This is a genomic window from Streptomyces sp. CA189 (genome assembly GCF_056428985.1).
Genome location: NZ_JBWJVM010000106.1, coordinates 1 through 26229, shown reverse-complemented (window position 1 = coordinate 26229; position 26229 = coordinate 1). Strand labels below are relative to the sequence as shown.

At 72.3% G+C, this 26229-nt stretch carries 19 protein-coding genes, 2 rRNA genes and 1 pseudogene; 5 read left to right on the top strand and 17 right to left on the bottom strand.

Going from position 1 to position 26229, the window contains the following annotated elements; translation table 11 throughout:
* Positions 1 to 201: 201 nt before the first annotated feature.
* Together AC061S_RS40680 and AC061S_RS40675 are read right to left on the bottom strand one after the other, a co-directional pair.
* Positions 202 to 834 carry an NUDIX domain-containing protein gene (locus AC061S_RS40680; RefSeq protein ID WP_478690901.1) on the bottom strand — a complete coding sequence of 211 codons (633 nt, stop codon included), beginning with the start codon at positions 832 to 834 and terminating at the stop codon, positions 202 to 204.
* 86 nt (positions 835 to 920) lie between these two features.
* Positions 921 to 2573 (bottom strand): CTP synthase, encoded by a 1653-nt coding sequence (locus tag AC061S_RS40675; protein WP_478690900.1) that lies wholly within the window; start codon positions 2571 to 2573, stop codon positions 921 to 923.
* Positions 2574 to 3055: 482 nt separating this feature from the next.
* On the opposite strand from AC061S_RS40675, the gene AC061S_RS40670 reads away from it, so the two are divergent.
* The gene (locus AC061S_RS40670) at positions 3056 to 4861 is read left to right on the top strand and encodes a glycoside hydrolase family 15 protein (protein ID WP_478690899.1); all 1806 of its coding nucleotides are present in this window, start codon (positions 3056 to 3058) and stop codon (positions 4859 to 4861) included.
* A gap of 51 nt (positions 4862 to 4912) precedes the next feature.
* Positions 4913 to 6295, top strand: a complete 1383-nt coding sequence (locus AC061S_RS40665) for an FAD-binding protein (RefSeq protein WP_478690898.1) — start codon at positions 4913 to 4915, stop codon at positions 6293 to 6295.
* A 3-nt stretch (positions 6296 to 6298) separates the two neighbouring features.
* Here the strand turns inward: AC061S_RS40665 and AC061S_RS40660 are convergent, their stop codons facing one another.
* Positions 6299 to 7936: a flavin monoamine oxidase family protein gene (locus tag AC061S_RS40660; protein WP_478690897.1), complete on the bottom strand. Its 1638-nt coding sequence runs from the start codon at positions 7934 to 7936 to the stop codon at positions 6299 to 6301.
* Positions 7937 to 7951: 15 nt separating this feature from the next.
* On the bottom strand, positions 7952 to 9484 hold the full coding sequence (locus AC061S_RS40655) for an APC family permease (protein WP_478690896.1): 1533 nt from the start codon (positions 9482 to 9484) through the stop codon (positions 7952 to 7954).
* Between the two features lie 181 nt (positions 9485 to 9665).
* On the opposite strand from AC061S_RS40655, the gene AC061S_RS40650 reads away from it, so the two are divergent.
* Positions 9666 to 11294, top strand: a complete 1629-nt coding sequence (locus tag AC061S_RS40650) for a PucR family transcriptional regulator (protein ID WP_478690895.1) — start codon at positions 9666 to 9668, stop codon at positions 11292 to 11294.
* A 523-nt stretch (positions 11295 to 11817) separates the two neighbouring features.
* On the opposite strand, the gene AC061S_RS40645 is transcribed toward AC061S_RS40650, so the two are convergent.
* From AC061S_RS40645 to AC061S_RS40625, 5 genes are all read right to left on the bottom strand, one after another.
* A complete protein-coding gene (locus AC061S_RS40645; RefSeq protein ID WP_478690894.1) occupies positions 11818 to 12903 on the bottom strand; it encodes a glycosyltransferase family 4 protein in 1086 nt (361 codons plus the stop codon).
* 195 nt (positions 12904 to 13098) lie between these two features.
* Positions 13099 to 14826, bottom strand: coding sequence for a DNA repair protein RecN (gene recN, locus AC061S_RS40640; RefSeq protein ID WP_478690904.1), 1728 nt, complete (start codon positions 14824 to 14826; stop codon positions 13099 to 13101).
* Positions 14827 to 14993: 167 nt separating this feature from the next.
* A complete protein-coding gene (locus tag AC061S_RS40635; protein ID WP_478690893.1) occupies positions 14994 to 15944 on the bottom strand; it encodes an NAD kinase in 951 nt (316 codons plus the stop codon).
* On the bottom strand, positions 15941 to 16756 hold the full coding sequence (locus tag AC061S_RS40630) for a TlyA family RNA methyltransferase (RefSeq protein ID WP_478690892.1): 816 nt from the start codon (positions 16754 to 16756) through the stop codon (positions 15941 to 15943). The genes AC061S_RS40635 and AC061S_RS40630 overlap by 4 nt, the downstream gene beginning before the upstream one ends.
* Positions 16757 to 16763: 7 nt before the next feature.
* Entirely contained in the window at positions 16764 to 17024 is a 261-nt protein-coding gene (locus AC061S_RS40625; protein WP_478690891.1) for a hypothetical protein, read from the bottom strand.
* A gap of 66 nt (positions 17025 to 17090) precedes the next feature.
* Here AC061S_RS40625 and AC061S_RS40620 point away from each other — a divergent pair, with 66 nt between their 5' ends.
* Complete coding sequence (locus tag AC061S_RS40620; RefSeq protein WP_385384314.1) at positions 17091 to 17438, top strand: sterol-binding protein; 348 nt, start codon at positions 17091 to 17093, stop codon at positions 17436 to 17438.
* Between the two features lie 140 nt (positions 17439 to 17578).
* On the opposite strand, the gene AC061S_RS40615 is transcribed toward AC061S_RS40620, so the two are convergent.
* The 4 genes from AC061S_RS40615 to AC061S_RS40600 form a co-directional block, all read right to left on the bottom strand.
* Entirely contained in the window at positions 17579 to 18400 is an 822-nt protein-coding gene (locus AC061S_RS40615) for an ABC transporter ATP-binding protein (protein WP_478690890.1), read from the bottom strand.
* A 14-nt stretch (positions 18401 to 18414) separates the two neighbouring features.
* Positions 18415 to 19491, bottom strand: coding sequence for a FecCD family ABC transporter permease (locus AC061S_RS40610; protein ID WP_478690889.1), 1077 nt, complete (start codon positions 19489 to 19491; stop codon positions 18415 to 18417).
* Entirely contained in the window at positions 19488 to 20531 is a 1044-nt protein-coding gene (locus AC061S_RS40605; RefSeq protein WP_478690903.1) for a FecCD family ABC transporter permease, read from the bottom strand. Before AC061S_RS40605 ends, AC061S_RS40610 begins: the two co-directional genes overlap by 4 nt.
* 178 nt (positions 20532 to 20709) lie before the next feature.
* Positions 20710 to 21765, bottom strand: coding sequence for an HAD-IIA family hydrolase (locus tag AC061S_RS40600; RefSeq protein ID WP_478690888.1), 1056 nt, complete (start codon positions 21763 to 21765; stop codon positions 20710 to 20712).
* Positions 21766 to 21879: 114 nt separating this feature from the next.
* On the opposite strand from AC061S_RS40600, the gene AC061S_RS40595 reads away from it, so the two are divergent.
* The gene (locus tag AC061S_RS40595; RefSeq protein WP_478690887.1) at positions 21880 to 23151 is read left to right on the top strand and encodes a DUF1015 family protein; all 1272 of its coding nucleotides are present in this window, start codon (positions 21880 to 21882) and stop codon (positions 23149 to 23151) included.
* A gap of 65 nt (positions 23152 to 23216) precedes the next feature.
* Here the strand turns inward: AC061S_RS40595 and AC061S_RS40590 are convergent, their stop codons facing one another.
* The 4 genes and pseudogenes from AC061S_RS40590 to AC061S_RS40575 all read right to left on the bottom strand — a co-directional run.
* Complete coding sequence (locus tag AC061S_RS40590) at positions 23217 to 24110, bottom strand: tetratricopeptide repeat protein (protein WP_478690902.1); 894 nt, start codon at positions 24108 to 24110, stop codon at positions 23217 to 23219.
* A gap of 432 nt (positions 24111 to 24542) precedes the next feature.
* Positions 24543 to 25607 (bottom strand): annotated as a pseudogene (locus AC061S_RS40585) (hypothetical protein); the annotation flags it as partial.
* Positions 25608 to 25910: 303 nt separating this feature from the next.
* A 5S ribosomal RNA gene (rrf, locus tag AC061S_RS40580) occupies positions 25911 to 26027 on the bottom strand.
* A gap of 107 nt (positions 26028 to 26134) precedes the next feature.
* Positions 26135 to 26229, bottom strand: a 23S ribosomal RNA gene (locus AC061S_RS40575); the annotation flags it as partial.

The window sequence follows — 26229 nt, the reverse complement described above, 5'->3', positions numbered from 1 at the left end:
TTGTGGCGCAGCAACACCCACCCACTGCCGAAGCTGCGCACAGGGCGCCTAAATCATGCAGTCCAGGCCGACACCCCACCCCGCCCCCGGCACCGGCCCCGCACGCAGCAAGCACCGACACAGGACACCCCCAGCCCCGCCGGCGATTGAGGCGCAGGGGCCCGGGGACCGGTCCCCGGCAACGGCGCCGCACCCCAGGGGCTACGCCTCGTACGGCCGGGCCTGCCACGGAGCGTCCGCCGGGCGGAGGGAGGACAGGGACGGGTCGGCGGCGAGGGCGGCCGACAGGGCCAGGGCTCCCGTCACGAGCCCGGGGTTGCCCAGCTCGCCCGCCAGGACACCCCGTACCAGCTCGGGCAGCGCCACCCAGGCGAGCTCCATGTCCGCCTCCTCCGAGCCGGACTCCGCATAGCGCTCGCCGTCCGCCTCGCAGACGCCCCGCGCGAGGAAGATCCGGGTGGCCTCGTCCGAGCCGCCGGGCGACGCGTAGAAGTCGGCCAGCACCCGCCAGTCCTCGGCCTTGACGTGCGCCTCCTCCTGCAGCTCGCGCTGCGCCCCGTGCAGCGGGTTCTCCCCCACGACGTCCAGCAGACCGGCCGGGAGCTCCCACAGCCGCCGCCGCACCGGGTGGCGGTACTGGCTCAGCACCAGCACCCGCCCCGCGTCGTCCAGAGCGAGCACGCACACCGACCCGGGGTGCACCTGGTAGTCGCGGCGGGCCGTGGACCTGTCCGGCATCCGCACCACGTCCGAGGCCACCGCCGTCTTCGCGCCCTCGAACGGCCGCCGCGTCGACAACGTCTCCCAGGATTCCGCCGTGTCCTTGATCTCCATGCCCCGAAGCCCTCCACAACGCGCGACAGCCGGGGTACGGATCTCCGTACCCCGGCTGCCTACGTTATGCGGTCAGGCCGCGTCGGCTACTTCGCGGCCTGCTGCCGCTCCACGGCCGCCTTGACCAGACCCGCGAACAGCGGGTGCGGGCGCGTCGGGCGCGAGCGCAGCTCCGGGTGGGCCTGGGTGGCCACCAGGTAGGGGTGGACCTCGCGCGGGTACTCGACGTACTCGACGAGCTTGTTGTCCGGGGAGGTGCCGGAGAAGACCAGACCGGCCTTCTTCTCCAGCTCACCGCGGTAGGCGTTGTTGACCTCGTAGCGGTGGCGGTGGCGCTCGTCCACGTACGCCTGGTCTCCGTAGACCTCACGCACGATGGAGCCCTCGGCGAGCTTCGCCGGGTACATGCCCAGGCGCATGGTGCCGCCCAGGTCGCCCGCGCCCTCGACGAAGGCGAGCTGCTCCTCCATCGTGGAGATCACCGGGTTCGGGGTGGAGGCGTCGAACTCGGTGGAGTTCGCGTCCGCGATGCCCGCCAGGTTGCGCGCGGCCTCGATGACCACGCACTGCAGGCCCAGGCACAGGCCGAGCAGCGGGACCTTGTTCTCGCGGGCGTAGGTGATCGCGCCGACCTTGCCGTTGACGCCGCGGTCGCCGAAGCCGCCGGGCACGCAGATCGCGTCCACGTCGCCGAGCACCGCCGCGGCGCCTGCCGGGGTCTTGCAGTCGTCGGAGGTGACCCACTTGATCTCGACGCGGGCCTTGTTGGCGAAGCCGCCGGCGCGCAGCGCCTCGGTCACCGACAGGTAGGCGTCCGGCAGGTCGATGTACTTGCCGACGAGCGCGACCTTGACCTCGTGGTCGGGGTTGTGGACCCGGTCCAGCAGGTCCTCCCAGACGGTCCAGTTGACGTCGCGGAAGGGCAGGTCGAGCTTGCGCACGACGTACGCGTCCAGGCCCTCGGTGTGCAGCACCTTGGGGATGTCGTAGATCGACTTGGCGTCGATCGCGGCGACCACGGCCTCCTCGTCGACGTCGCACATCAGCGAGATCTTGCGCTTGATGGAGGTCGGGACCTCGCGGTCGGCGCGCAGCACGATCGCGTCGGGCTGGATGCCGATGTTGCGCAGCGCCGCCACCGAGTGCTGGGTCGGCTTGGTCTTCAGCTCGCCGGAGGGGCCGATGTAGGGCAGCAGCGAGATGTGCACGACGAAGACGTTGTCGCGGCCGACCTCGTGGCGGACCTGGCGGACGGTCTCCAGGAACGGCAGGGACTCGATGTCGCCGACGGTGCCGCCGACCTCGGTGATGACGACGTCGACGTCGTCGGTCGCCATGCGCCGGATGCGGTGCTTGATCTCGTTGGTGATGTGCGGGATGACCTGCACGGTGTCACCGAGGTACTCGCCGCGCCGCTCCTTGGCGATGACCTGCGAGTAGACCTGGCCGGTGGTGACGTTGGCCGAGCCGTCGAGGTCGACGTCGAGGAAGCGCTCGTAGTGACCGATGTCCAGGTCGGTCTCGGCGCCGTCGTTGGTGACGAACACCTCGCCGTGCTGGAACGGGTTCATCGTGCCGGGGTCGACGTTCAGGTACGGGTCGAGCTTCTGCATCGTGACCCGAAGACCGCGCGCCTTCAGCAGCGCACCCAGGCTGGAGGCCGTCAGGCCCTTGCCGAGGGAGGAAGCGACACCCCCGGTGACGAAGATGTGCTTGGTCGTCATGGATTTGGGCGGCATCGCCAAGAGGGGGCTCCCGTGGTCGCGAGGTGAGGTGCGTCCGGCGCCGGCCACCGTCGAACCGGAGGGTCTCAGGGGGCGCCGAAGCTGCGGTTTCGGGGCTCCTGATTCGCACAGGCAGACCACCGGTCCACGGGATACCAGCCTATCAGCGCCCGGGCCGGTCCGCCTCCGGCCACGCGGCGGGGGCGTTCCGCCGGGCCTCCTCCGGGCATCCGCGGGGCCCGCCACGGCGGTATCGCCCCCGCTCACCCGTTCGGCCGAACCTCATTGTCCCCAAGCTGACGGGGATCACTAGGGTGCCGTCTTGTCCTGCTCGGATCTCGATCACATCCCCGCCGAGCGGCCCCGCGAACGGCGTAACCCGTCCGGTTCCGGAATCATGGGCTGGACGCGGCCATCCACATCACCGGAGAATCCGCGGCATCGCGCAATGCAAGCGCCCTTCGGGGCGGACGTGGCTGTTCGACTGGAGATGCAACGTGTCCGGGCGCATCGAGGATTACGCACTGATCGGCGACATGCAGACCGCGGCATTGGTCTGCCGGGACGGGGCGGTGGACTGGCTGTGCCTGCCACGTTTCGATTCCCATGCCGTCTTCGCGAGCATTCTCGGCACCGAGGAACACGGGTTCTGGCGGATCGGCCCGGCGTTCCCGGCCGGTACCGAGGCCCCGCGTGCCACCCGGCGCCGCTACCGCGGTGACTCGCTGGTCCTGGAGTCCGAGTGGGACACCCCGCGCGGCACGGTCCGGGTGATCGATTTCATGCCGCCCCGCGAGGACCACGCACCGCAGATCATCCGCATCGTGGAGGGCATCAGCGGGCGCGTCCCCATGCGCTCCGCGCTGCGCATGCGCTTCAGCTACGGCCGGGTGGTGCCCTGGGTGCACCGGGTCGACGACCGCACCGTGGCCGTGGCGGGCCCCGACTCGGTCTGGCTGGACACCAAGGCGCAGACGTACGGCAAGGACCTGACCACGTACTCCGACTTCACCGTCGGGCCGGGCGACCGGATGGCCTTCTGCATCAGCTGGCAGCCCTCGCACAAGGAGCCGCCGCAGCCGCCCGAGGCGGAGGAGGCCCTCGCGGCGACCACCGAGTTCTGGCGCGACTGGGTCGAGCAGTGCACGTACCACGGCCCCTACCGGGAGGCGGTGATCCGCTCCCTGATCACCCTCAAGGCGCTCACGTACGCCCCCACGGGCGGGATCGTAGCCGCGCCGACCACCTCCCTCCCGGAGGAGATCGGCGGGGTCCGCAACTGGGACTACCGGTACACCTGGCTCCGCGACGCCGCCATCACCCTGTCCTCGCTGCTGCGCACCGGGTACCGCGAGGAGGCCCGCGCCTGGCGCGAGTGGCTGCTGCGCGCGGTCGCCGGCGACCCGGAGAACCTGCAGATCATGTACGGGATCGCGGGCGAGCGGGAGCTCGGCGAGACGGAGCTGGACTGGCTGCCGGGTTACGAGAACTCCCGGCCGGTCCGGGTCGGCAACGGCGCCGCCGGCCAGCTCCAGCTCGACGTGTACGGGGAGGTCACCGAGGCCCTGCACCTGGGCCACATGACCGGCTTGGCGCGCAACGACTACGCCTCGCTGCTCCAGCTCAAGCTGATCCGCTACCTGGAGACCCACTGGGACCAGCCCGACGAGGGCATCTGGGAGGTGCGCGGCCCGCGGCGGCACTTCGTGCACTCGAAGGTGATGGCGTGGGTGGCCGTGGACCGAACGATCAAGCTGATCGAGAGCGGGGACGCGGACGGGCCGCTGGACCGGTGGCGGGAGCTGCGCGACGAGATCCACCAGGACGTCTGCGAGAAGGGCTTCGACAAGGAACGGAACACCTTCACGCAGTCCTACGGGTCCAAGGAGCTGGACGCGTCCCTCCTGCTGATCCCGCAGATGGGCTTCCTGCCGCCGGACGACAAGCGGGTGATCGGCACGATCGAGGCGATCCAGCGCGAGCTGTCGACCCCCGACGGCTTCATCCTGCGCTACCCGACGGCGGGTGAGGAGGCGGGCGTCGACGGTCTGGAGGGCGACGAGGGGGCCTTCCTGGCCTGCTCGTTCTGGATGGCGGACGACCTCGCGATGATCGGCCGGGTCGACGAGGCCCGCCGCCTCTTCGAGAAGCTGCTCGCGCTCCGCAACGACCTGGGCCTGCTGGCGGAGGAGTGGGACCCGAAGCTCCAGCGCCAGGTCGGCAACTTCCCCCAGGCCTTCAGCCACGTCCCCCTGATCGACACGGCGCTGCGGCTCACGGCGAGCGGGGCGTACGGGGGCTGACTAACCTGGAGGGGTCGTATGCCCTTCCGCCTCTCCCGGAAGGGGGTAGCCATGGCTCCCCTCTCGAAGGCGGGCACGGCACTTGCCGAGCTCCGCGAGGATCTGTCCGGCGCCGTCCTCGTTCCGGACGATCCGGGGTACGACGAAGCCCGCATCCTCTACAACGGGATGATCGACCGCCGGCCGGCCGTCATCGCGCAGTGCGAGAGCCCGGTGGACGTGGTCACCGCCGTGCGTTTCGCACGGCGGCTCGACCTGCCGGTAGCCGTGCGCGGCGGCGGCCACAGCGTGGCCGGGATGTCCCTCAACGACGGCGGCGTGGTCGTGGACCTGCGCCGCATGCACGAGGTGACGGTCCATCCCGGGGCCTCGGCCGTCCGCGTCGAGGGCGGCGCCACGATGAGTCATCTGGACCGGGCCTGCGAGCGGTACGGACTGGCGACCACAGGCGGCCGCGTCTCCACCACCGGGGTCGGCGGCTTCGTGCTGGGCGGCGGCACCGGGTGGCTGGACCGCAAGTTCGGCCTGGCGGTGGACAACCTGCTCGCCGTGGACCTGGTCACGGCCGACGGGGAGATGCTGACGGCGACCGCGGAGGACCACCCCGAGCTGTTCTGGGGCCTGCACGGCGGCGGCGGGAACTTCGGCATCGCGACCTCGCTGACCCTCCAACTGCACGAGCTGCCGGTCATGTCCCTCGCGTTCCTGCTGTACCTGCCGGAGCACGGGCCCGAGATGGTCCGTACGTACCGGGACGTCATGGAGGACGGGCCGCGGGAGGCCGGCGGCGGCGCCATCTACCTGACGGGCCCGCCCGAGGAGTTCGTCCCGCCGCACCTGGTCGGCCGGCTGCTGGCGAGCGCGCTGATCACGTACGCGGGTCCCGTGGAGGAGCTGCGCCGGCTGGCCGCGCCGCTGCTGGTGATCCCGCACGAGGCGGAGCTGGTGACGGTCCTGCCCTACCCGGACCTCCAGTGCATGCTCGACGATCCGCCGGGCATGCGGAACTACTGGTCGGCGGAGTACCTGACCGGGGTGCCCGACGCGTTCGTGGACGTGTTCTGCGCCCGCGCGGACTCCATGCCGGTGCCGAGCGGCACCCAGCACGTGGTGTGGCCCCAGGGCGGCGCGATCGCCGAGGGGCCGGCCGACTACCCGGTGTCGTTCCGCGACGCGCCCTGGGCGGTCCACCCGTTCGGTGCCTGGGAGGATCCGGCCGACGACGAACGCGGCCGCCAGTGGGTCAGGGACGTCCGCGCCGACGTCCAGCCGTGGAGCACGGGCGCGGTCTACCTCAACTTCACCGGGGACGAGGGCGGAGACCGGGTGGCGGCCGGCCTCGGGCCCGAGAACATGCGGCGGCTGGGCCGGTTGAAGCGGGAGTACGACCCGGACAACGTCTTCCGCTTCAACCACAACATCCAGCCTGCCTGAGGCTTACGTGAGGGCGGTGATCACCTCCTTCGCCGCCCGCTCCCCCTCGGTCGCCCCGCCTTCCATGAACCCCTGGAAGTCGTAGCTGCAGTGCTCGCCGCCGATGTGGATCCGGCCCTGCGCGGTGCCCTCGTACTTGGCGTACTTGTGCAGGTAGCCGGTCGGCCAGTACGAGTACGCGCCGAGGGCGTACGGGTTGCGGTGCCAGGCCGACACCTGCGCCTTCCCGTTCCAGGCCGCCTTGGTGCCGGGGAAGAAGGCGTCGATCCCGGTGAGCATCCGGCCCGCGAGGGCGCGTACGTAGGGGTCGGAGTCGGTGGCGAAGGGGGTCGCCGGGGTGATCGCGCCGGCCAGGGTGCCGCCGCCGTACTGGAGCAGGATGCCTCCGTTGCCCGGCTGGATCTTGGTGGTGTCCCAGGTCTGCTGGACCTCGCTGTCGGTGAAGCAGTCCCCGGCGGAGACCCCCGGCCAGGGGCCGGTGCCGCGCCAGGGGCGGCTGGTGAACTGCATGTTGAGCTTGGTGCAGTAGCCCATGCGGGCGTCGCGCAGCAGGTTCTTCATCAGCGGGTCGAAGCCGGCGCCGGTGATGTCGATCCGCTGGAGGACCGGCAGCGGCAGGCACAGGATGGTGTGGTCGGCGACGACCGTCCGAGTGGTGCCCGCGTCGTTGAAGGTCAGCGTCTGGGTGCCGTCGGCGGAGACGCGTACGGCGACCAGCTCGCGGCCCATGACGATCGAGCCGGCGGGCAGGGCCTGGGCGATGGCGTTCGGCAGCTGGTCGTTGCCGCCGGTGATGTGGTAGCGCTCGTTGGACAGGCCCCAGACGTTGAAGTTGCCCGGGTTGGGCTGGTAGCCCATCAGCAGGACCAGCGCGAGGGCGGACTGCTGGTCGGTGTCGGCCCCGTACTCGACGTTGTACGCCACGTCGATGAAGCGGCCGAGCTGTGAGCCGTGCCCGCCGGGGATCCGGGTCTCGATCCACTGGTGGATCGTCATGTTGTCGAGGGCGGTGCCCGCGGGGGTCGAGGAGTTCCAGGAGACCTCGCCGGCCTCCTGGAGGTCGCGACGCAGTGCCTGGTAGACGGCGTTGAAGTCCTCGTCGGCGTGTTCGCGCGGGTAGTACGTGCCGTTGAACCAGAGGATCTCCTCCGCCCCGTTGGGGCCGCCGCCGAGGAAGTCCTCGGTGGGGAGGTTGAAGCGGCGGCACAGTTCGAGGATCTTCTTGTGGCTGGTGTCGATCAGCTCGCCGCCGATCTCGGAGGTCTGCCCGTAGGCCCACAGGGAGCGCTGGGTCCACATCCGGCCGCCTACGCGGCTCGGGTTGGCCTCGTAGAGGGTGCAGGCGACGCCCGCGTCCTTGAGGGTGAGGGCCGCGGTCAGTCCCGAGATGCCTGCGCCGACGACGGCGACGCGGGCGGGGGTGACGGGCTTCTTGTCGGGGGCGGCTTCCACGGCCCGGGCGAGCGCCGGGGCTGCCGCCGCCGAGGCGACGGCGGTGCCGAGGCCGAGCGCGGCGGCGCGTCCCAGGAGCTGGCGGCGGGTGGAGCCGCGGACCTCGGCGACGGGCAGTCCCAGCTGTCGGGCGGCGGCGTGTTCGGCGGCGAGCTGACGGAGCGCGTGCATCAGTGGCGTACGGGCCATGGCGGTGGCTCCTTCTCAGACGTTCGCGGCGGAGGAGGCGGACTGGTCGGCGGGCTCGTCGGTGCGCTCGGCGGCGTCCTCCAGGACGACGCGGCCGATGATCTCGTAGCGCTCGGGGGCCTTGTACTTCAGCCACAGGCCGAGTCCCAGCCCGCCGAAGAAGACGACCCCGACGATCCACGGGATCAGCGTGAAGAAGAACGAGTCGGCGGCCAGCCCGGCCGCCGTCTTCATGTTGACCAGCAGCAGGACGACCACGGCGGCCATGGCGATGCCGCCGATCAGCGGGGCCGTGAAGGTGCGGAACCAGTGCCGGTCCTCGGGGTGGTTCTTGCGGAAGTAGCCGATCACCGCGAAGGAGCACAGGGTCTGGACGATCAGGATCGCCATCGTGCCGAGGATCGCGAGCAGCGTGTACAGGTGGATGTACGGGTCCTGCCCGGTCAGCCAGAACAGCGCGACCAGGCCGGTGGCGATGGCCGTCTGCACCGTGGAGGCGATGTACGGGGAACCGTGCTTGGCGTGCGTACGGCCCAGGCCCGGGTGCAGGAAGCCCTCGCGGCCGATGGCGTAGAGGTAGCGGGCGGCGCACTGGTGGAAGGCCATGCCGCAGGCGAAGGAGCCGGTGAGCAGCAGCCACTGGAAGGCGTCGACGGCCCAGGCGCCGATGAAGGTCTGGGTGGGGACGAAGAACAGGTCGAGCGGGCTCGCGGAGGCGGAGAGCTCCACCGACTTGGCGAGGCCGTTGCCGGCGATCGTCATCCAGGAGACGTAGATGTAGAAGAGGCCGACGCCGACGACGGAGATCAGGGTCGCCTTGGGGATGACCTTCTTCGGGTTCTTGGACTCCTCCCCGTACATGGCCGTGGACTCGAAACCGACCCAGGACCAGAAGGCGAAGAAGAGCCCGAGCCCGGCGGAGAGGCCGGTGAAGGCGTTCTTCGGGTTGAGGGGTTCGACCGGGATCCCGTCCGGGCCGCCGCCCGCGATCAGTACGGCGGTGGCGACGGCGAAGAGCACGGCGATCTCGGCGATGAGCATCACGCCCAGCGCCTTGGCCGTGAGGTTGATGTCGAAGTGCGCGAGGGCCGCGGTGACCGCGAGCATGGCGACCGCGTAGACGATCCAGGGCAGGTCTATGCCGAGCTGGTCCTGAACGGTGGTCTTGGTGAAGTAGGAGAAGACGCCGACGATCGAGGCCTCGAAGACGATGTAGGCGAGGACCGCGAGCATGCCGGAGGCCATGCCGGCGATCCGGCCGAGGCCGTGCGAGATGTACCCGTAGAAGGCGCCGGCGGCGGTGATCCGCTTGGCCATGGCGACGTAGCCGACGGCGAAGACGGTCAGGACGGCGGTCGCGAAGAGGTATCCGGCAGGGGCGCCGATGCCGTTTCCGAAGCCGACGGCGATGGGAAGGTTGCCGGTCATCGCGGTAATGGGGGCTGCGGTGGCAACGGCCATGAAGACGACACCGACCAGGCCCACCGAATTGGCCTTCAACCGTTGGACCTGGGGTGCGCCGCCGCCGGTGCTGCTATCCGTGCTCATGGCTCCTCGTTCCTGTCGTGAGGGCGCTCACTCTCTCCCCGCGTGACGTACGCCACAATCGGCATGCAGTCCGATAATCTCCTTAACAAGGCGACGAGTTGTCGGGCCGGACGGGGGTAGATGGAACCCCGTAACCGCTCGGTGATGTGCACGGAACAAGAGCCCCGGTAGCGTCCGCCATATGGACAATCAGGGCGGGATCACGGTTCAGCGGGCACTTGAGCTGCCGGGGCTGCGCGGCGGGCTCCCGGAGGTGGTGGCCTGCGCCGACCGGCTCGGCCGGACGGTGCGCTGGGTGCACGCCGGCGAGGTCCCCAACATCGCCTCCCTGCTCAAGGGCGGCGAGCTGCTGCTGACCACCGGCCTCGGCCTCGGCACCCGCCCCGCCGAGCAGCGCGCCTTCGTACGCCGCCTCGCGGACCGGGGCATCGCCGCACTGGTCGTCGAGCTGGGCCCCCGCTTCACCCGGCTCCCGGCGACCCTCGTGGACACGGCGCGGGCGGTCGGCCTCCCCCTCGTCCAGCTCCACCGGGAGGTCCCCTTCGTGACCGTCACGGAGGAGGTCCACACCGAGATCGTCAACGGGCACTACGCCCTGCTCCAGCGGGCGGAGGAAGTCCACCGGCGCTGCACGGAAGCCCTCCTCGACGGCGGCGGGATCCCCCAAGTGCTGCACATCCTGGCGGACTTCACGGCGAACCCGGTCTTCCTGGAAACCCCCGACGGCCAGTTGCTGTACGCGGCCGGCCCGGTCGCCGGGGAGGCCGCGGCGGACCCGCTCCAGGTCTGGGAGGGCCTACGGGGCCAGCGCCCGGCGGAGCCGTCCGGCAACGCCGTGGTGGTCGACGTCCCGGGCGGCGGCCGCGGCACGGGCTCGGTACGGGCCCGGCTGGTCCTGCTGGGCGTGTCCGCCCCGCTGCTCCCCGTGCACCGGATGGCGGCGGAGCGGACGGCCGGCGTACTGGCCGTCGTGCTGATGCAGGCCCGACAGGAGGACGAGCTGGCGGCGCGCGGCCGCGGCGACTTCCTCACGGACCTGGCGGAGGGACGGATCTCGGCGGAGGACGCCCCCGCCCAGGCCCGCGTCCTGGGCTTCAAGCCGGGCCCCGGCCCGCTCCTCCCCATCGTCATGCGGCTGTCCTCGGACCTGGCCCCGTCCGGAAACTGGGCGGTCCTGGCCCGGGCCGTCCTGGAGGAACTCGCCTCCGTCGGCGTCCCGGTGCTCCTCGGCGTCCGCCCGGTCGAAGGCCGCGTCCCCCTCCTGGTCTCCCTCCGCTCCGACGCCGAGCGCACGACGGTGGCGGACCGGGTCGCGGCGGCGCTGCGCGCCGGCGTGGAACGGGCCGGCCTGGACCGGGCGGGGGCCGCGCCGGCGGTCGTCGTCGGCGTCTGCGGAAGCTGGGCGGCGGCCTCTGCGGGCCTGCGCCACGCGGCCGAGACGGCCACCGCCGCGGCCGGGCTGCCGGCCCGGCCCTGGTACGACGCCCGTCGCCTCGACATCGACCTGCTCCTGTGGCGCCTACGCGAACACCCCGACCTGGCGGCCTTCGTGGACCGGGCGATCGGCGCCCTGCGCGTCCACGACACCCAGTCCCGTCCGCCGCTCCTGCCCACTCTGGAGACGTACCTGGCCCACGCGGGCCGCAAGGCGGAGACCGCGCGCGAGCTCCACCTGAACCGCCAGACCCTGTACAACCGCCTGGCCCGCATCTCGGAGCTCCTGGGCGCGGACCTGGACGACCCGGAGACGGTCCTCTCCCTCAGCCTGGCCCTCCGCGCCCGCCGCCACGCGATTCCCACACCTTCTTGACGCGCCGCTCGCACGGCTCGGCCCTTGCGGGCCTTACCGGCTTCGCGCCGCTGCGCCGGACTCCGTCCGGCGGTGGCCGGTCGGAGTGCGTTCCACCGCCCGCTGGCGTCGAGCCCGGTGGGCGGGTGCGGCTGGTTCGGCCCTGCGGGGCGAAGTCCCCTACCCGCCCTTCCACCGTTCCCAGGGCCAGCCCTGCCCCGGTCCTCAAACGCCGGACGGGCTGAAAGCGGGGGCCCCGGGCTGCGCCCGGACCCCTGGGGCTCCGCCCCAGACCCCGGTCCTCAAACGCCGGACGGCTGAAAGGAACAACCCCGGCCGGAGTCGGGACCTGGGCGGCCCGGGACGGGGACGGGGGCGGGGTGGGGTGTTGGCCGGGACGTAAAGCGTGATTTGTGGCGCCGGAGCAGCCCGCGCCCTGTCAGAGTCGAGCAGAGGGCGCCTAAATCATGCAGTCCAGGCCGACACCCCACCCCGCCCCCGGCACCGGCCCACCCGCGACACGGGCTCCACCCCCGGCCAGGGGCTAGCGCCGACGCGAGGTCAACTCGTCGTACACCGACAGGACCTGCGCCACCGTGTCGTCCTCCGAGGGCCACGTCAAAGCCTGGGCCCGCCCCGCCAGAGCCAGCGCCCCCCGCCGCGCGGGATCGGCCAGCAGCCCGGCCACGGCAGCGGCCAGCGCCCCCGCGTCCCCGTACGGCACCAGCACACCCGCCGACCCCACCAGTTCCGGCACCCCGCCCACCGCGGTCGCCACCAACGGCACGCCCATCCGCAGAGCCTCCTGCGCGAGCGGCGACCGCGCCTCCCACCGGCTCGGCAGCACCGCGACATCGGCCGCCGCCAGCAGCCGCGCGGCATCCCGCCGCCGCCCGAGCAGCCGTACCGGCAGTCGTTCCGTCTGGATGCGCCGCGCGAGCTCCGCCCGCATCGGGCCCTCTCCCGCGATCACCAGCAACGGCACCGGGTCCAGCGTCCGCCACTCCCGCGCCGCGTCCAGCAGCACGGCGTACCCGCGCCGCGGCACCAGGCTGCCGACCGCGATCAGCAACGGCCGTTCGACCGCGCCGAGTTCCGCCCGCACCTTCCCCTGGTCCGCGGCATCCGAAGCGCCGGAAGAACACACCGGCACGGCCACCGGCACCGCCACCGCCGCCAGCCGCGCGTCCCGCGCCCCCCGCAGCCGGGCCAGGTCCACCTGTGCCGAGGAGGCGCCGAGTACGATCGCGGCCGCCCGGGCCACGTGCCGTTCCAGCAGCAGGCTGAGGCGGCCGCCGCCGGGGCCGCCCCCGTGCCAGCTCACGACCAGCGGGACCCGCCGCCCGCGCAGGGCCAGCGCCGCGCGCATGCCCGCCCGTACGCCGTGCGCGTGCACCACGTCGGCCTCTACACAGGCGGACCGCAGCGCGCTCACCGCGTCGGGGGTGAACCGCGCGCCCGCGCCGGTGAAGTCGTACTCCCCCTCCGTCTCGACGGGCCCGCACACGGTGACCCGTACGCCGCGCGCGGCGAGCCCGGTGGCCAGCGACCGCACGTGCGCACCACCGCTCGCGCCGCCGAGGACTTGGACGGTGCGAAGGACGGGGACCGGGACCGGGGAGCTGCTCACGGGCCGAAGCTCCAGGGTGAGGGAGGAAGGCAGGGACGTCGCCCAGAATGCCAGTCCGCACGCGCGTTCCGGGACCATACGGGTGCGGATCCCGTGTGAGATACCGCCCCGACCCCCCGATCCTCACCCACACGGGCTAGCCGGGCGTCACCCTGGTGACGACACGGCGCCCGAAACCGAGCTCGGCACCGGGCCCTACGCCGAACTCCGGGCCGCTTCGAGCAGTTCCTCCGCGTGCGCCCGCGCCGACGCCGAGTCCTCGTGGCCGGCCAGCATCCGCGACAGCTCGCGGATCCGGGCCTCGCCTTCCAGGACGGTGACACCGCTGCGGGTCACGGACCCGTCGCTGGTCTTCTCGACCAGAAGCTGCCGGTCCGCGAAGGCCGCCACCTGCGGCAGGTGCGTGACGACGACCACCTGCGCCGACTTGGCCAGCTTCGCGAGCCGCCGCCCGACCTCGACGGCCGCCTTGCCGCCGACGCCCGCGTCGACCTCGTCGAAGAGGTACGTCGGCACCGGGTCGGAGCCCGCGAAGACGACCTCGACGGCCAGCATCACCCGGGACAGCTCACCGCCCGAGGCGCCCTTGGCGATCGGCCGCGGCTGGGCGCCCGGGTGCGGGGCCAGCAGCAGTTCGACCTCGTCGACGCCCGAGGGACCGTACGCGACGAGCCGGCCGCCGACCTCGACCCCCTCGGGGTCCTCGGTCTGCCGGACGTCGATGGTGACCCGCGCGTGCGGCATCGCCAGGGAGGCCAGCTCCTCGGTGACCGCCGACGCGAAGCGGGTCGCCGCCTCGTTCCGCGCGTCGGTCAACGCCTGGGCCAGTGCGGAGAGTTCCAGCCGCAGCCCGTCGCGCTCGGCGGTCAGCTCCCCGATCCGCTCGTCGTCGCCGTCCAGCTCCAGCAGCCGTACGGAACCCCGTTCGGCCCACTCCAGGACGGAGTCCACGCCGTTCGCGGTGGATCCGTACTTCCGGATCAGCTGGGTCAGCGCCGCCCGGCGCTCCTCCACGGCCGCCAGCCGCAGCGGATCGGCGTCCAAGTCGTCCGCGTACCCGGCGAGTTCCCCGGCCACGTCCCCGAGCAGGATGCCCAGCTCCCCGATCCGCTCGGCGAGCGCGCCGAGCGCCGGGTCGTGGGAGCGTACGGATTCCAGTGCGCGGTGCGCCCCGGCGACGAGGGCGCCCGCGTCGACGCCCTCCGGGTCCTCGACGTTGCCGGCGAGGGCCGCGTGCGCGACCTGCGCGGCCGAGGACAGGGATTCGGCGTGCCCGAGGCGCTCCGCCTCCGCCGCCAGCTCGGTGTCCTCACCCGAGAGCGGCTCCACCGCCGCGATCTCGTCGAGCCCGAAGCGGAGCAGATCGGCTTCCTGGGCGCGTTCCCGGGCCCGGGTGGTGATCTCCTCCAGCTCTCCGGCGACGGCGCGCAGCCTGCGGTGGGCGGCGGCGTACTTCTCCAGCGGGACGGCGACCGCGTCGCCCGCGTACCGGTCGAGGGCCTGGCGCTGCCGGGCGGGCCGGAGCAGGCCCTGCTGGTCGGTCTGGCCGTGGACGGCGACGAGGTCGTCCGCGAGTTCGGCGAGCAGCCCGACGGGCACGGAGCGGCCGCCGACGTGGGCGCGCGAGCGGCCCTCGGCGGAAACGGTCCGGCTGATCAGCAGGGCGCCGTCGTCGAGCTCGGCGCCGGCCTCCTCGGCGCGCAGCGCGGCGGGGGCGTCCGGGCGCATGACGATGCGCCCTTCGACGACCGCCGCCTTCGCCCCGATCCGCACCAGCGCGGGGTCGGCGCGCCCGCCGAGCAGCAGCCCGAGGCTGGTGACGACCATGGTCTTGCCCGCGCCGGTCTCGCCGGTCACCGCGGTGAAACCGGGTGACAGCTCGACCACAGCGTCGTCGATGACCCCGAGCGACCGTATCCGCATCTCCTCAAGCACGGGACGACGATACCGAGGTTTCATGGGTGCCATGTGACGTCACCCGCCCGAACCGACTCGAACAATCATGCTATTTACGTACGCACGGTGCACAGAACCCGTACGGAACCGGTACGGCGCCCGCGCCCGCCCGCCTGACGGGACGGACGCGCCACCTAATGCGGGGCCCCGCGCCAGCCCGATACCGGCAGCGCGAACTTCGCGACGAGCCGGTCCGTGAACGACGCGTGGTGCAGCCGGGCGAGCCGCACCGGCACCGCGCCCCGCCGGACCTCCACACGGGCCCCGGCGGGCAGCTCCACCGTCCGCCGCCCGTCGCACCACAGCACCCCGTGCGGGGTCCCGGTCTGCACCTCCACGGCCAGCACCGAGTCCGGCGAGGTCACCAGCGGCTTCGCGAACAGCGCGTGCGCGCTGATCGGCACCATCAGCAGCGCCTCCACCTCCGGCCAGACCACCGGCCCGCCGGCCGAGAAGGCGTACGCCGTCGAGCCCGTCGGCGTCGCGCAGACGATCCCGTCGCAGCCGAAGCCGGACACCGGGCGCCCGTCGATCTCCAGGACCACCTCCAGCATCCGCTCCGGGGACACCTTCTGGACGGCCGCCTCGTTCAGCGCCCAGTCCCGGTGCACCACGTCCCCGTTGGTCCGCACGATCACGTCGAGGGTCATCCGCTCCTCGACCTCGTACTCCCGCGTCACGACCCGGTCCACGACCTTGTCCAGGTCGTCCCGCTCCGCCTCCGCGAGGAAGCCCACCCGCCCCAGGTTGACGCCGAGCATCGGCACCCCCGAGCCGCGCGCGAACTCCGCGCCGCGCAGCAGCGTCCCGTCGCCGCCCAGCACGATCAGCAGCTCGCACCCGTCGAGCACCTCCGGGGTGCACTCGGACTCGGCCACCAGCTCGACCTCGGGCGGCAGCGGCAGGTCCACCGCCTCGTGCCGCAGCACCCGTACGCCCAGCCCGCTGCGCAGGAGCCCCTGCACCACCAGCTCGGCGCTGCGGATGGCCGCCGGCCGCCCGGTGTGCGCGAGCAGGAAGACGGTCCGCTGCCCCGACTCCCCTGACTCCCCCGACTGTGCCGGGTCCCCCGAAAGATCACTCACTGCGGCCCCTCCGCCACTGCACGGTCAACATCCGCCGGGTCGAGTGCCGGAGCCCCCGCCCGCAGCCACAAAAAGTACTCGACGTTGCCCGAGGGGCCCGGCAGCGGGCTCGCCGTCACCCCGACCACGCCCAGGCCCAGCTTCCACGCCTGAGCCGCGACGTCCCGCACGGCCTCGGCGCGCAGCTCCGTACTGCGCACCACGCCCCCGCTGCCGAGCCGGTCCTTGCCGACCTCGAACTGCGGCTTGACCATCAGCACCAGATCCGCGTCGGGCGCGCAGCAGCGTACGAGGGCGGGCAGCACCAGCCCGATGGAGATGAAGGAGAGGTCTCCGACGACCAGGTCCACGGGAACCCCGTCGATCAGCTCCACCGTCAGCTCGCGCACGTTGGTGCGGTCCTTGACGGTGACCCGGTCGTCGCTCTGCAGGGACCAGGCGAGCTGGCCGTAGCCGACGTCGACGGCCATCACGTGGTCCACCCCGGCGCGCAGCAGCACGTCGGTGAAACCACCGGTCGAGGCGCCCGCGTCCAGCGCCCGGCGCCCCTCCACGCGCAGCCCCAGGGGCTGGAAGGCCGCGAGCGCCCCCGCCAGCTTGTGGCCGCCCCGGGAGACGTAGTCGGGGTCGCTGTCGTCCTTGAGGACGACGAGGGCCGCGCTGGTCTCGACCTGGGTGGCCGCCTTCGTCGCCGTGTTGCCGCCCACGGTCACCCGGCCGGCGGCGATCAGCTGCGCGGCGTGCTCGCGCGAGCGGGCCATGCTGCGGCGTACCAGTTCGGCGTCCAGGCGGCGGCGTGCCACTCCTGCCACGATCGGTTCAGCTCCTGTTTTCGTGCGGACGGGGGCCTTCGGTCGCGTCCAGCGCGGTCAGCGCGGAGCGCAGCCCCCTGTGCACATCCTCGTACACCTCGACGTGTCCGTCCGCCGGGAGGTGGTCCACGTCCGCCAGCCGCTCCAGCGCGGCGTCCGCCCCGGGGTGCCCGGTGGGGGTGCGTACGACGCCCAGCGCGACCGGCCCGGCGGGCGCGGCCGAGGCTTCGTCCGGTTCCTGGACCGCGGCCGGCACTTCTTCGCTCATGCCCCCGACGCTACCGCGTAGGGCGCCCGCGACCGCTCACGGCTCTGCGGTACGGTCGGGATCACGATGGCTACGATCGAGGAGTGCCGAGCGGCACTCGACCAACTCTCCGACAACCTGGCGCGGGCCGAAGGCGACGTGCGCGGTGCGACCGCGCTCGACCGCTCGCTGAGCTGCCACATCACCGACCTGGACCGGACGTTCACGGGCCGCCTCGACGGAGGCCGGATCCGCGTGGACGCGGTGGCCCCCGGCCCACCGCCCGCCAAGGCCGAGATCCGGCTCGCGATGACCGGCGACGACCTGGTCGCCCTGGTCGCCGGCGACCTGAAGTTCCCCAAGGCCTGGGCCTCGGGCCGCATACGCCTGGAAGCGGGCTTCCGCGACCTCCTCCGCCTCAAGAGCCTGCTCTAGCGAAATCCGGCCTCCCCAATCCGGCGCGGGCAAATCCGGCCTCAGCCAAAATCAGCCCCGCCGGCGTTTGAGGCGCGGGGTCCGGGGCAGAGCCCCGGGAACGGCGCCGCACCTGCCGACCCCACCAGCCGCCCCGCCACCTACCCGGCCGCGCGAGCAAGCCTGGCCGCGGGAATCACCAGCGGCGTCCCCGTCTCCGGGTCCGAAATGACTTGGCACCGCAGCCCGAACACCCGCTCCACCAGCTCCGCCGTGACCACCTCGGCCGGCGGCCCCTCCGCCACGACCTTCCCGTCCCGCATCGCGATCAGGTGGGTGGCGTAGCGCGCCGCGTGGTTCAGATCGTGCAGTACGGCGACCAGTGTCCGCCCCTGCTCCTCGTGAAGCTCCGCGCAGAGGTTCAGCACCTCGATCTGGTGCTGGATGTCCAGGTAGGTCGTCGGCTCGTCCAGCAGCAGCAGCGGCGTCTGCTGCGCCAACGCCATCGCGATCCACACCCGCTGCCGCTGCCCGCCCGACAGCTCGTCCACCGCCCGGTCCGCGAGCTCCTCGACCCCCGTGGCGGCCATGGACTCGTTCACGATCCGCTCGTCCTCGCCCGACCACTGCCGCAGCAGCCCCTGGTGCGGGTAGCGGCCCCGCGAGACCAGGTCCGACACCGTGATCCCGTCCGGGGCGATCGAGGACTGCGGCAGCAGGCCCAGCGTCTTGGCCACCTTCTTCGCCGGCATCGACCCGATGGCCTGCCCGTCCAGCAGCACCCGCCCCGCCGTCGGCTTCAGCATCCGCGAAAGGGCCCGCAGCAGAGTGGACTTGCCGCAGGCGTTCGGCCCGACGATCACCGTGAAGGAGTTGTCCGGGATCTCCACCGACAGGTTCTCGGCGATGACCCGCTGGTCGTAGCCCAGGGTCACGTTCTCCGCGGTCAGCCGCTGCACTTGCCTGCTCCTCTGGTTGCTCATACCGCTCTGGTTCCTCATATGCGGCCCGCCTTGCGCTCGGTGACGAGCAGCCAGAGCAGGTAGCAGCCGCCGACCAGCCCCGTCACCACTCCCACCGGCAACTGGTCGGCGCCGAAGGCCCGCTGTGAGGCCCAGTCGGACACCAGCAGCAGGAGCGCGCCCATCAGCGCGCCGGTCAGCAGGCTCGCCCCGGGCGAGCGGGTCAGCCGGCGCGCGAGCTGCGGCGCGGCCAGCGCGACGAAGCTGATCGGCCCGGCCGCGGCACTGGCCGCGGTGGTGAGCAGGATCGCCGCCACCATCAACAGCAGTCGGGTCCGCTCCACCCGCACCCCGACGGCGTACGCCGCGTCGTCGCCCATCTCGATCATCCGCAGCGCCCGGCTCTGGCCGAGGACCAGCGGGAACAGCACCGCGCAGGTCGCGAGCAGCGGCCAGACCTGCGCCCAGTCCCGGCCGGCCAGCGAGCCGGTCAGCCAGACCATGGCGCGGGTGGCGTCGACGAGCTGCGCCTTCGTCAGCAGGTACTGGATGACGGCGACGAGCATCGCGGAGGCGCCGATGCCGACGAGGACCAGCCGGTAGCCGTGGATGCCCTGCTTGTACGCGAGCAGGTACACGGCGATTCCGGCCACCAGCCCGCCCACCAGGGCCCCGACGGCCACCTCGCCGGCGCCCCCGTGGAACAGCACGATGACCACCAGCGCGCCGACGGCCGATCCGTAGCCGAAGCCGAGCACGTCCGGCGAGCCGAGCGGATTGCGCGAGACGGACTGGAAGACGGCGCCGGCCATCCCGAGGGCGGCGCCCACCAGGACGGCGACCAGGACCCGCGGCAGCCGCAGGTCGTTGATGATGAACTCGTGCGCGGGCGTGCCGTTGCCCAGCAGGGTCTGTACGACGTCCCAGGGGGCGACGTCGAAGTCGCCGGTGCCGATGAGCAGGACGGCCATCGCCAGCGTGAGCACCAGGAGCAGCGCCCCCACGCCCAGCGCGCGCCGCTCCACGCGCAGCGACCTCCCGCCGGGCAGGTACAGCGGGCGGGGCCCATTCCGGCCGCGGCGCGCCTTGACGGGTGCGTCGGTGACTGTCACAGCTTGGCCATCCTCTTGCGCCGGACGAGGTAGATGAAGACGGGTCCGCCGATGAGCGCGGTGACGATGCCGACCTGGAGTTCGGCGGGCCGGGTGACGACCCGGCCGATGACGTCGGCGCCGAGCAGCAGGACGGGCGAGAGCACCGCCGAGTACGCGAGCACCCAGCGCATGTCCGGGCCGGTGAAGAACCGTACGAGGTGCGGGATCATCAGGCCGACGAAGACGATCGGCCCGCAGGCGGCGGTCGCGGCCCCGCACAGCAGGGTGATGGCGACCATCGCACCGATCCGGGTCCGCGTCAGGTGCGCGCCGAGCGCCCGCGCGGTGTCGTCTCCCATGGCCATGGCGTTGAGCGGCCGGCCCAGGCTGAGCGCGAGGACGGCGCCGACCACCAGGAAGGGCGCCACCTGCCGGACGGTGTCCATGTTGGCGGAGGCCAGCGAACCCACCGTCCAGAAGCGGAGCTTGTCCAGCGCCTTGCTGTCCATCAGCTGCACGGCGTTGATGTACCCGACGAGGGCCGCGGTGGCCGCCGTACCGGCGAGCGCCAGGCGCACCGGCGTGGCGCTGCGGCTGCCGCCGAGCACGTACACGACCACGGAGACGACGGCGGCGCCGAGGAAGGCCCACCACACGAACTCGCTCAGCGAGGAGGCCCCGAAGAAGCTGATGGCCGATACGACGGCGGCCGCGGCCCCGGCGTTGACGCCGAGGATGCCCGGCTCGGCCAGCGGGTTGCGGGTCAGCGCCTGCATCACGGCGCCGGACAGCCCGAGGCCGAGGCCGACGAGCACGCCGAGGAGGGTGCGCGGGACCCGCAGGTCCCGCACGACGACGTCGGAGGCCGTCCCGGAGTAGTGGAACAGGCCGTGCCAGACCTCGTGGAGGGGCATCTGCTTGGCGCCGATGGCGATGCTCGCCACCGCGATCAGCGCGAGCACGCCGAAGGCGGCGAGCAGACCGGCGGCTCGCGCGCCGTGGCGCGAGCGGGTGGCGGCGGCCGGCGCCGCGCTCGGTTCGGGGGGACTCTCGACCAACACGAAAGTTAGGCTAACCTACCTTCCGCCCTGCTCGGCTCCCCCGAACGGCCCTCCCGCCGGGCCCTCGGACCCGGCCCCGACCGGCCCTGACCTGCCAGGACCCGGCGGCGCCCACCCTCAGCCCGGCTCCCACCGGCTCGTGCGGCCCGTACAGATCACAGCCCCCCAACAGCCTTCACAGCCCCAGCTTGGCCAGCGCCTTCCCCGCGTCCAGCCCGCACGAGCCGTCCCCCGCCTGGGTCCAGGCCGCCGCGCACAGCGCCCGCAACCCGTCCATCGCACCATCGTCACCGACCGGCCCGCCGTCCGCGCCGCGCAGCTCCAGTACGCCGTCCAGCGCCACCGCGGTCCAGCTCCCGCAGCGGAAGCCGCCCCCGTCGGCCGCCACCACTTCCGGCTGCCCGGTCAGCAGCCCGCGCAGGTCCCGGTCCACGTACGTCGGCCGGTACTTCGGCTCGGCCCGCAGCAGTTGCGCCCCGTCCGTCACCCCGGTCAGCACCAGCAGCGAGTCCACGTCCCCGTTGAAGGCGCCCTCGATGTCGGTGTCCAGCCGGTCCCCGACCACCAGCGGCCGCTTCGCCCCGGTCCGCAGCACGGTCTCGCGGTGCATCGGGGGCAACGGCTTGCCCGCCACCTGGGGTTCGGCGCCCGTGGCGATCCGTACGACCTCCACGGCGGCCCCGTTGCCGGGCGCGATCCCCCGCGCCCCCGGAATCGTCAGGTCCGTGTTGGAGGCGTACCACGGCACCCCGCGGTTGATCGCGTACGAGGCCTCCGCGAACCGCCCCCACGGCAGATCCGGCCCCCCGTACCCCTGGACCACCGCGGCGAGCCCCTCCTCCTCGGCCGAGTCCACCGGCACCAGCCCGCGTTCGCGCAGCGCGACCCGCAGCCCCTCGCCGCCGATCACCAGCACCTTCGACCCGGGCTCCACCTGCTCGGCGATGAGACGGGCCACCGCCTGCGCGGAGGTGATCACCTCGCCTGCCTCCGTGGGGATCCCCAGCTCGCTCAGGTGCCCGGCGACCGCGTCGGGGGTGCGCAGCGCGTTGTTCGTCACGTACGCCAGGTGCATCCCGTCGGCCCGCGCCGCCGCGAGCGAGTCCACGGCGTGCGCGATGGCCTCCCCGCCCGCGTACACCACGCCGTCGAGGTCCAGCAGAGCCGTGTCGTACGCCCGGTGCAGACTCCGCTCACTGCCGGCGGGAAGGGTCCTGCTCTGCCGCGTCATGGTGTCCGCTCCTCCTGGGGCTCCTCCCAGCGGTAGCTGGGCGAGATCGATCTTGTCCGGTTTCCGTACTCCCCCGATCATCCCGCATGGCGAGACGGGTCTTACGATTCACCAATGACCACATCTGGCACCGCGGACCACGGACTGCGCCTGATCCCGTTCCATGGCCTGCGCTATGTCCCCGAGCGCGTCGGCAGTCTGGCCGCCGTGACCTCGCCGCCGTACGACGTGGTCGTGCGCCCCGACGGACTCAACCACCTGGAGTCCGCCGACCCCCACAACATCGTCCGCCTGATCCTCCCGCAGGCCGACACCCCCGCCGCCCGCAACCAGCAGGCGGCGCACACCCTGCGCGACTGGCTCGCGGAGGGCATCCTCAGCGCCGACCCGGTGCCCGCCCTCTACGTCTACGAGCAGCGCAGGGGCGAGCTGCTCCAGCGCGGGGTCATCGGGGCCCTCGCCCTCTCCGCGGCCGACGCCGGGATCGTCCTCCCCCACGAGGACGTCATGCCCCACGTGGTCACCGACCGCGCCGGCCTGATGCGCGCCACCTCGGCCAATCTCGAACCGCTCCTCCTCACCTACCTCGGCGAGGATCCGGCGGCGGGTGCGGCAGCGGTCGTCGAACGCACCGCCCACTCCACCCCCCTGTTCTCCACCACCACGGAGGACGGATTCCAGCACCGGCTGTGGGCCGTCACGGACCCCGCCGACCTGGCCGCGATCACCGCCGACCTGGGCGACCGCCAGGCCCTCATCGCCGACGGCCACCACCGCTGGGCGACGTACCTGCGCCTCCAGGAGGAGCACGGCTCCCCCACCCCCTGGGACTTCGGCCTGGTCCTCCTCGTCGACACCGCCCGCTACCCGCTCCAGGTCCGCGCGATCCACCGGCTGCTCCGGTGCCTGGCCCCCGCCGACGCCCTGGCCGCACTCGACGGCCGCTTCCGGGTCCGCACCGTCGACGGCCCGCTGCCGGCCGCCATGGCGGCCCTGGCCGAGGCCGCGGAGCTCGGCAACGCCTTCCTGCTCACCGGCGACGGCACCTTCCACCTGGTCACCGACCCCGAGCCGGCCCTGATCGAGCGCACGGTCCGCGGCGACCGCCCCGAGGCCTGGCGCCGGCTGGACGCCACGGTCCTCCACGCGACGCTGCTGGACACGCTCTGGGCCGTTCCCGACGCCCCCGACCAGATCTCGTACATCCACGACACCGAGGCCACCGTCGAGATGGCGGAGCGCCTCGGCGGCACGGCCGTCCTGCTGCACCCCGTGCGCGAGTCGGTCGTACGGGAACTGGCCCGCCAGGGCGTGACCATGCCCCGCAAGTCCACCTCCTTCGGCCCGAAGCCGGCCACCGGCCTGGTCCTGCGCAGCGTGGACTGACGGACGCCCCGGAGCAACAAAAAAGGGCGGTACCCCCATCGGGGGTACCGCCCTTCTCAGCTCACTCAGCCGTCGTCGCGGACTCCGGCGTCACGACGGTCGTCGTCCTCGTCCTCGTCCTCGTCGAGAACGACGATCTCGTCGGTGACATCAACGTCGACGTCGACATCGACATCGCCCTCGATGTCGCCCTCGTACTCGTCGTCGTCCTCGTCGTAGTACTCGGCCTGGTCGGAGGCACGCTCGGCGGCAACGACCTCCGGGTCGTCCTCGTCCTCGTCCTCTTCCTCTTCCTCGTCGTCGAACTCGTCCTCGACGTCGACCTCCTCGTCCGAGTCGTCGGCGGAAGCGTCGACGAACTCGACACCGTCCAGCTCGGCGAGACGGTCGGAGGCGTCCGTGGCCCCGTCCTTGTCGGCCTCGAGGGTCTTGGCGAACCACTCGCGCGCCTCGTCCTCACGACCGGCAGCCAGCAGGGCGTCGGCGTAGGCGTACCGCAGACGCGCGGTCCACGGCTGCACGGAGCTGGAGGCCAGCTCCGGGCTCTGCAGGGTCACGATGGCGGCGTCGAGCTGGTCCATGTCCCGGCGGGCACCGGCCGCGACCAGACGCATCTCGACCTGTCCGGCCTTGTCCAGCTTCTGCACCTCGGGCTCGCCGGCCATGGCCAGCGCCCGCTCCGGACGGCCGAGGCCGCGCTCGCAGTCGGCGATGACGGGCCACAGCTCGACCGAACCGGTCATCCGCTTGGCGGCGCGGAACTCCGCGATCGCCTCGGCGTACTTCTGGTTGGCGTAGGCGGCGAAGCCGGCGGCCTCGCGCACCGCGGCGACACGGGAGGCCAGACGCAGGGCGATGCGCGAGTACGCGTACGCCTGCTCCGGGTCCTCGTCGATCAGCCGGGCCACCATGACCAGGTTCTTGGAGACTTCCTCGGCCAGCCCCTTGGGCAGGCTCAGCAGCTCCTGGCGAACATCGGAGTCGATCTCGAAACCGGTGACGTCGTCGTCGATCGGAAGCCGCTTGACCGGGTCCCGGTCCGCACGGAAGTCACGGTCGCCACCCCGGTCGTCACGCCCGCGGAACCCACCGCGGTCGCCACCCCGGTCGTCACGACGGGGGTACGAGGGACGGTCGCCGCCGCGGTCGTCGCGACCGCCGCGGAACCCACCACGGTCGTCATCGCGACGGGGGTACGACGGACGGTCGCCACCGGAGGGGCGGTCGTCACGACGCGGGTAGGAGGGACGGTCGCCTCGGTCGTTGCCGCGGAAGCCACCACCGGAGGGGCGGTCGCCACGGTCATCGCGGCGGAAGCCGCCACCAGAGGGACGGTCGCCACCGGAGGGACGGTCGTCACGACGGGGGTACGAGGGACGGTCGCCGCCGCGGTCGTCGCGACCGCCGCGGAACCCACCACGGTCGTCATCGCGACGGGGGTACGACGGACGGTCGCCACCGGAGGGACGGTCATCACGACGCGGGAAGGACGGACGGTCGCCACCAGAGGGACGGTCGTCACGACGTGGGTAGGAGGGACGGTCGCCACGGTCGTTGCCGCGGAAGCCACCACCAGAGGGACGGTCGCCACCGGAGGGACGGTCATCACGACGCGGGTACGAGGGACGGTCCCCGCCACGGTCGTCACGCCCACCGCGGAACCCACCACGGTCATCGTCACGGCGCGGGTACGACGGACGGTCGCCTCGGTCGTTGCCGCGGAAGCCACCACCAGAGGGACGGTCACCACGGTCGTTCCCACGGAAGCCGCCACCGGAGGGACGGTCGTCACGACGCGGGTACGACGGACGGTCGCCACCGGAGGGACGGTCATCACGACGGGGGTACGAGGGACGGTCGCCACCGCGGTCGTCGCGACCGCCGCGGAACCCACCACGGTCGTCATCGCGACGGGGGTACGACGGACGGTCGCCACCGGAGGGGCGGTCGTCACGGCGCGGGTAGGAGGGGCGGTCGCCTCGGTCGTTGCCGCGGAAGCCACCACCAGAGGGGCGGTCGCCACGGTCATCGCGGCGGAAGCCGCCACCAGAGGGACGGTCGCCACCAGAGGGACGGTCATCACGACGCGGGAAGGACGGACGGTCCCCGCCACGGTCGTCGCGACCGCCACGGAACCCACCACGGTCGTCATCACGGCGCGGGTACGACGGACGGTCGCCTCGGTCGTTGCCGCGGAAGCCACCACCAGAGGGGCGGTCGCCACGGTCATCGCGGCGGAAGCCGCCACCGGAAGGACGGTCGCCACCAGAGGGACGGTCATCACGACGCGGGAAGGACGGACGGTCGCCACCGCCGGCCGGACGACCGCCACGGTCATCGCGGCGGAAGCCGCCACCAGAGGGACGGTCGCCACCGGAGGGACGGTCATCGCGACGCGGGTACGACGGACGGTCGCCACCGCCGGCCGGACGACCGCCACGGTCGTCACGGCGGAAGCCACCGCCGGCGCCGGCAGGACGGTCGCCACCACGGTCGTCGCGACGGAACGGCGGACGCTCGCCGCCACGGTCGTCACGGCCCCCGCGGTAGCCGCCCCTGTCACCGCCGTCGTTGCGCCGAGGCTCGCGCTCCGGACGATCGTCGGGAGAGTTGGACATGGGTGTGACTCCTGTCTTCGGGGTACCGCTAGTCATTCTCGCGCAACCAACCCATGGCCGCGCTTCGGCGTAAAGATCTGGAAAACAAAAAAGACCCCTGCTCCAGCGTTGAACGCTGGACCAGGGGTCCTTTGAAAAATTGTTCGGCGGTGTCCTACTCTCCCACAGGGTCCCCCCTGCAGTACCATCGGCGCTGAAAGGCTTAGCTTCCGGGTTCGGAATGTAACCGGGCGTTTCCCTAACGCTATGACCACCGAAACCCTAATCGGTTTCGAGCGAACAAGCACACTTTGTAGTTATGTTCTAGCTCTAGAAACCAGCAACCGTTCGTTGCTTCAGAACTAACACAGTGGACGCGAGCAACTGAGGACAAGCCCTCGGCCTATTAGTACCAGTCAGCTCCACCCGTTACCGGGCTTCCACATCTGGCCTATCAACCCAGTCGTCTACTGGGAGCCTT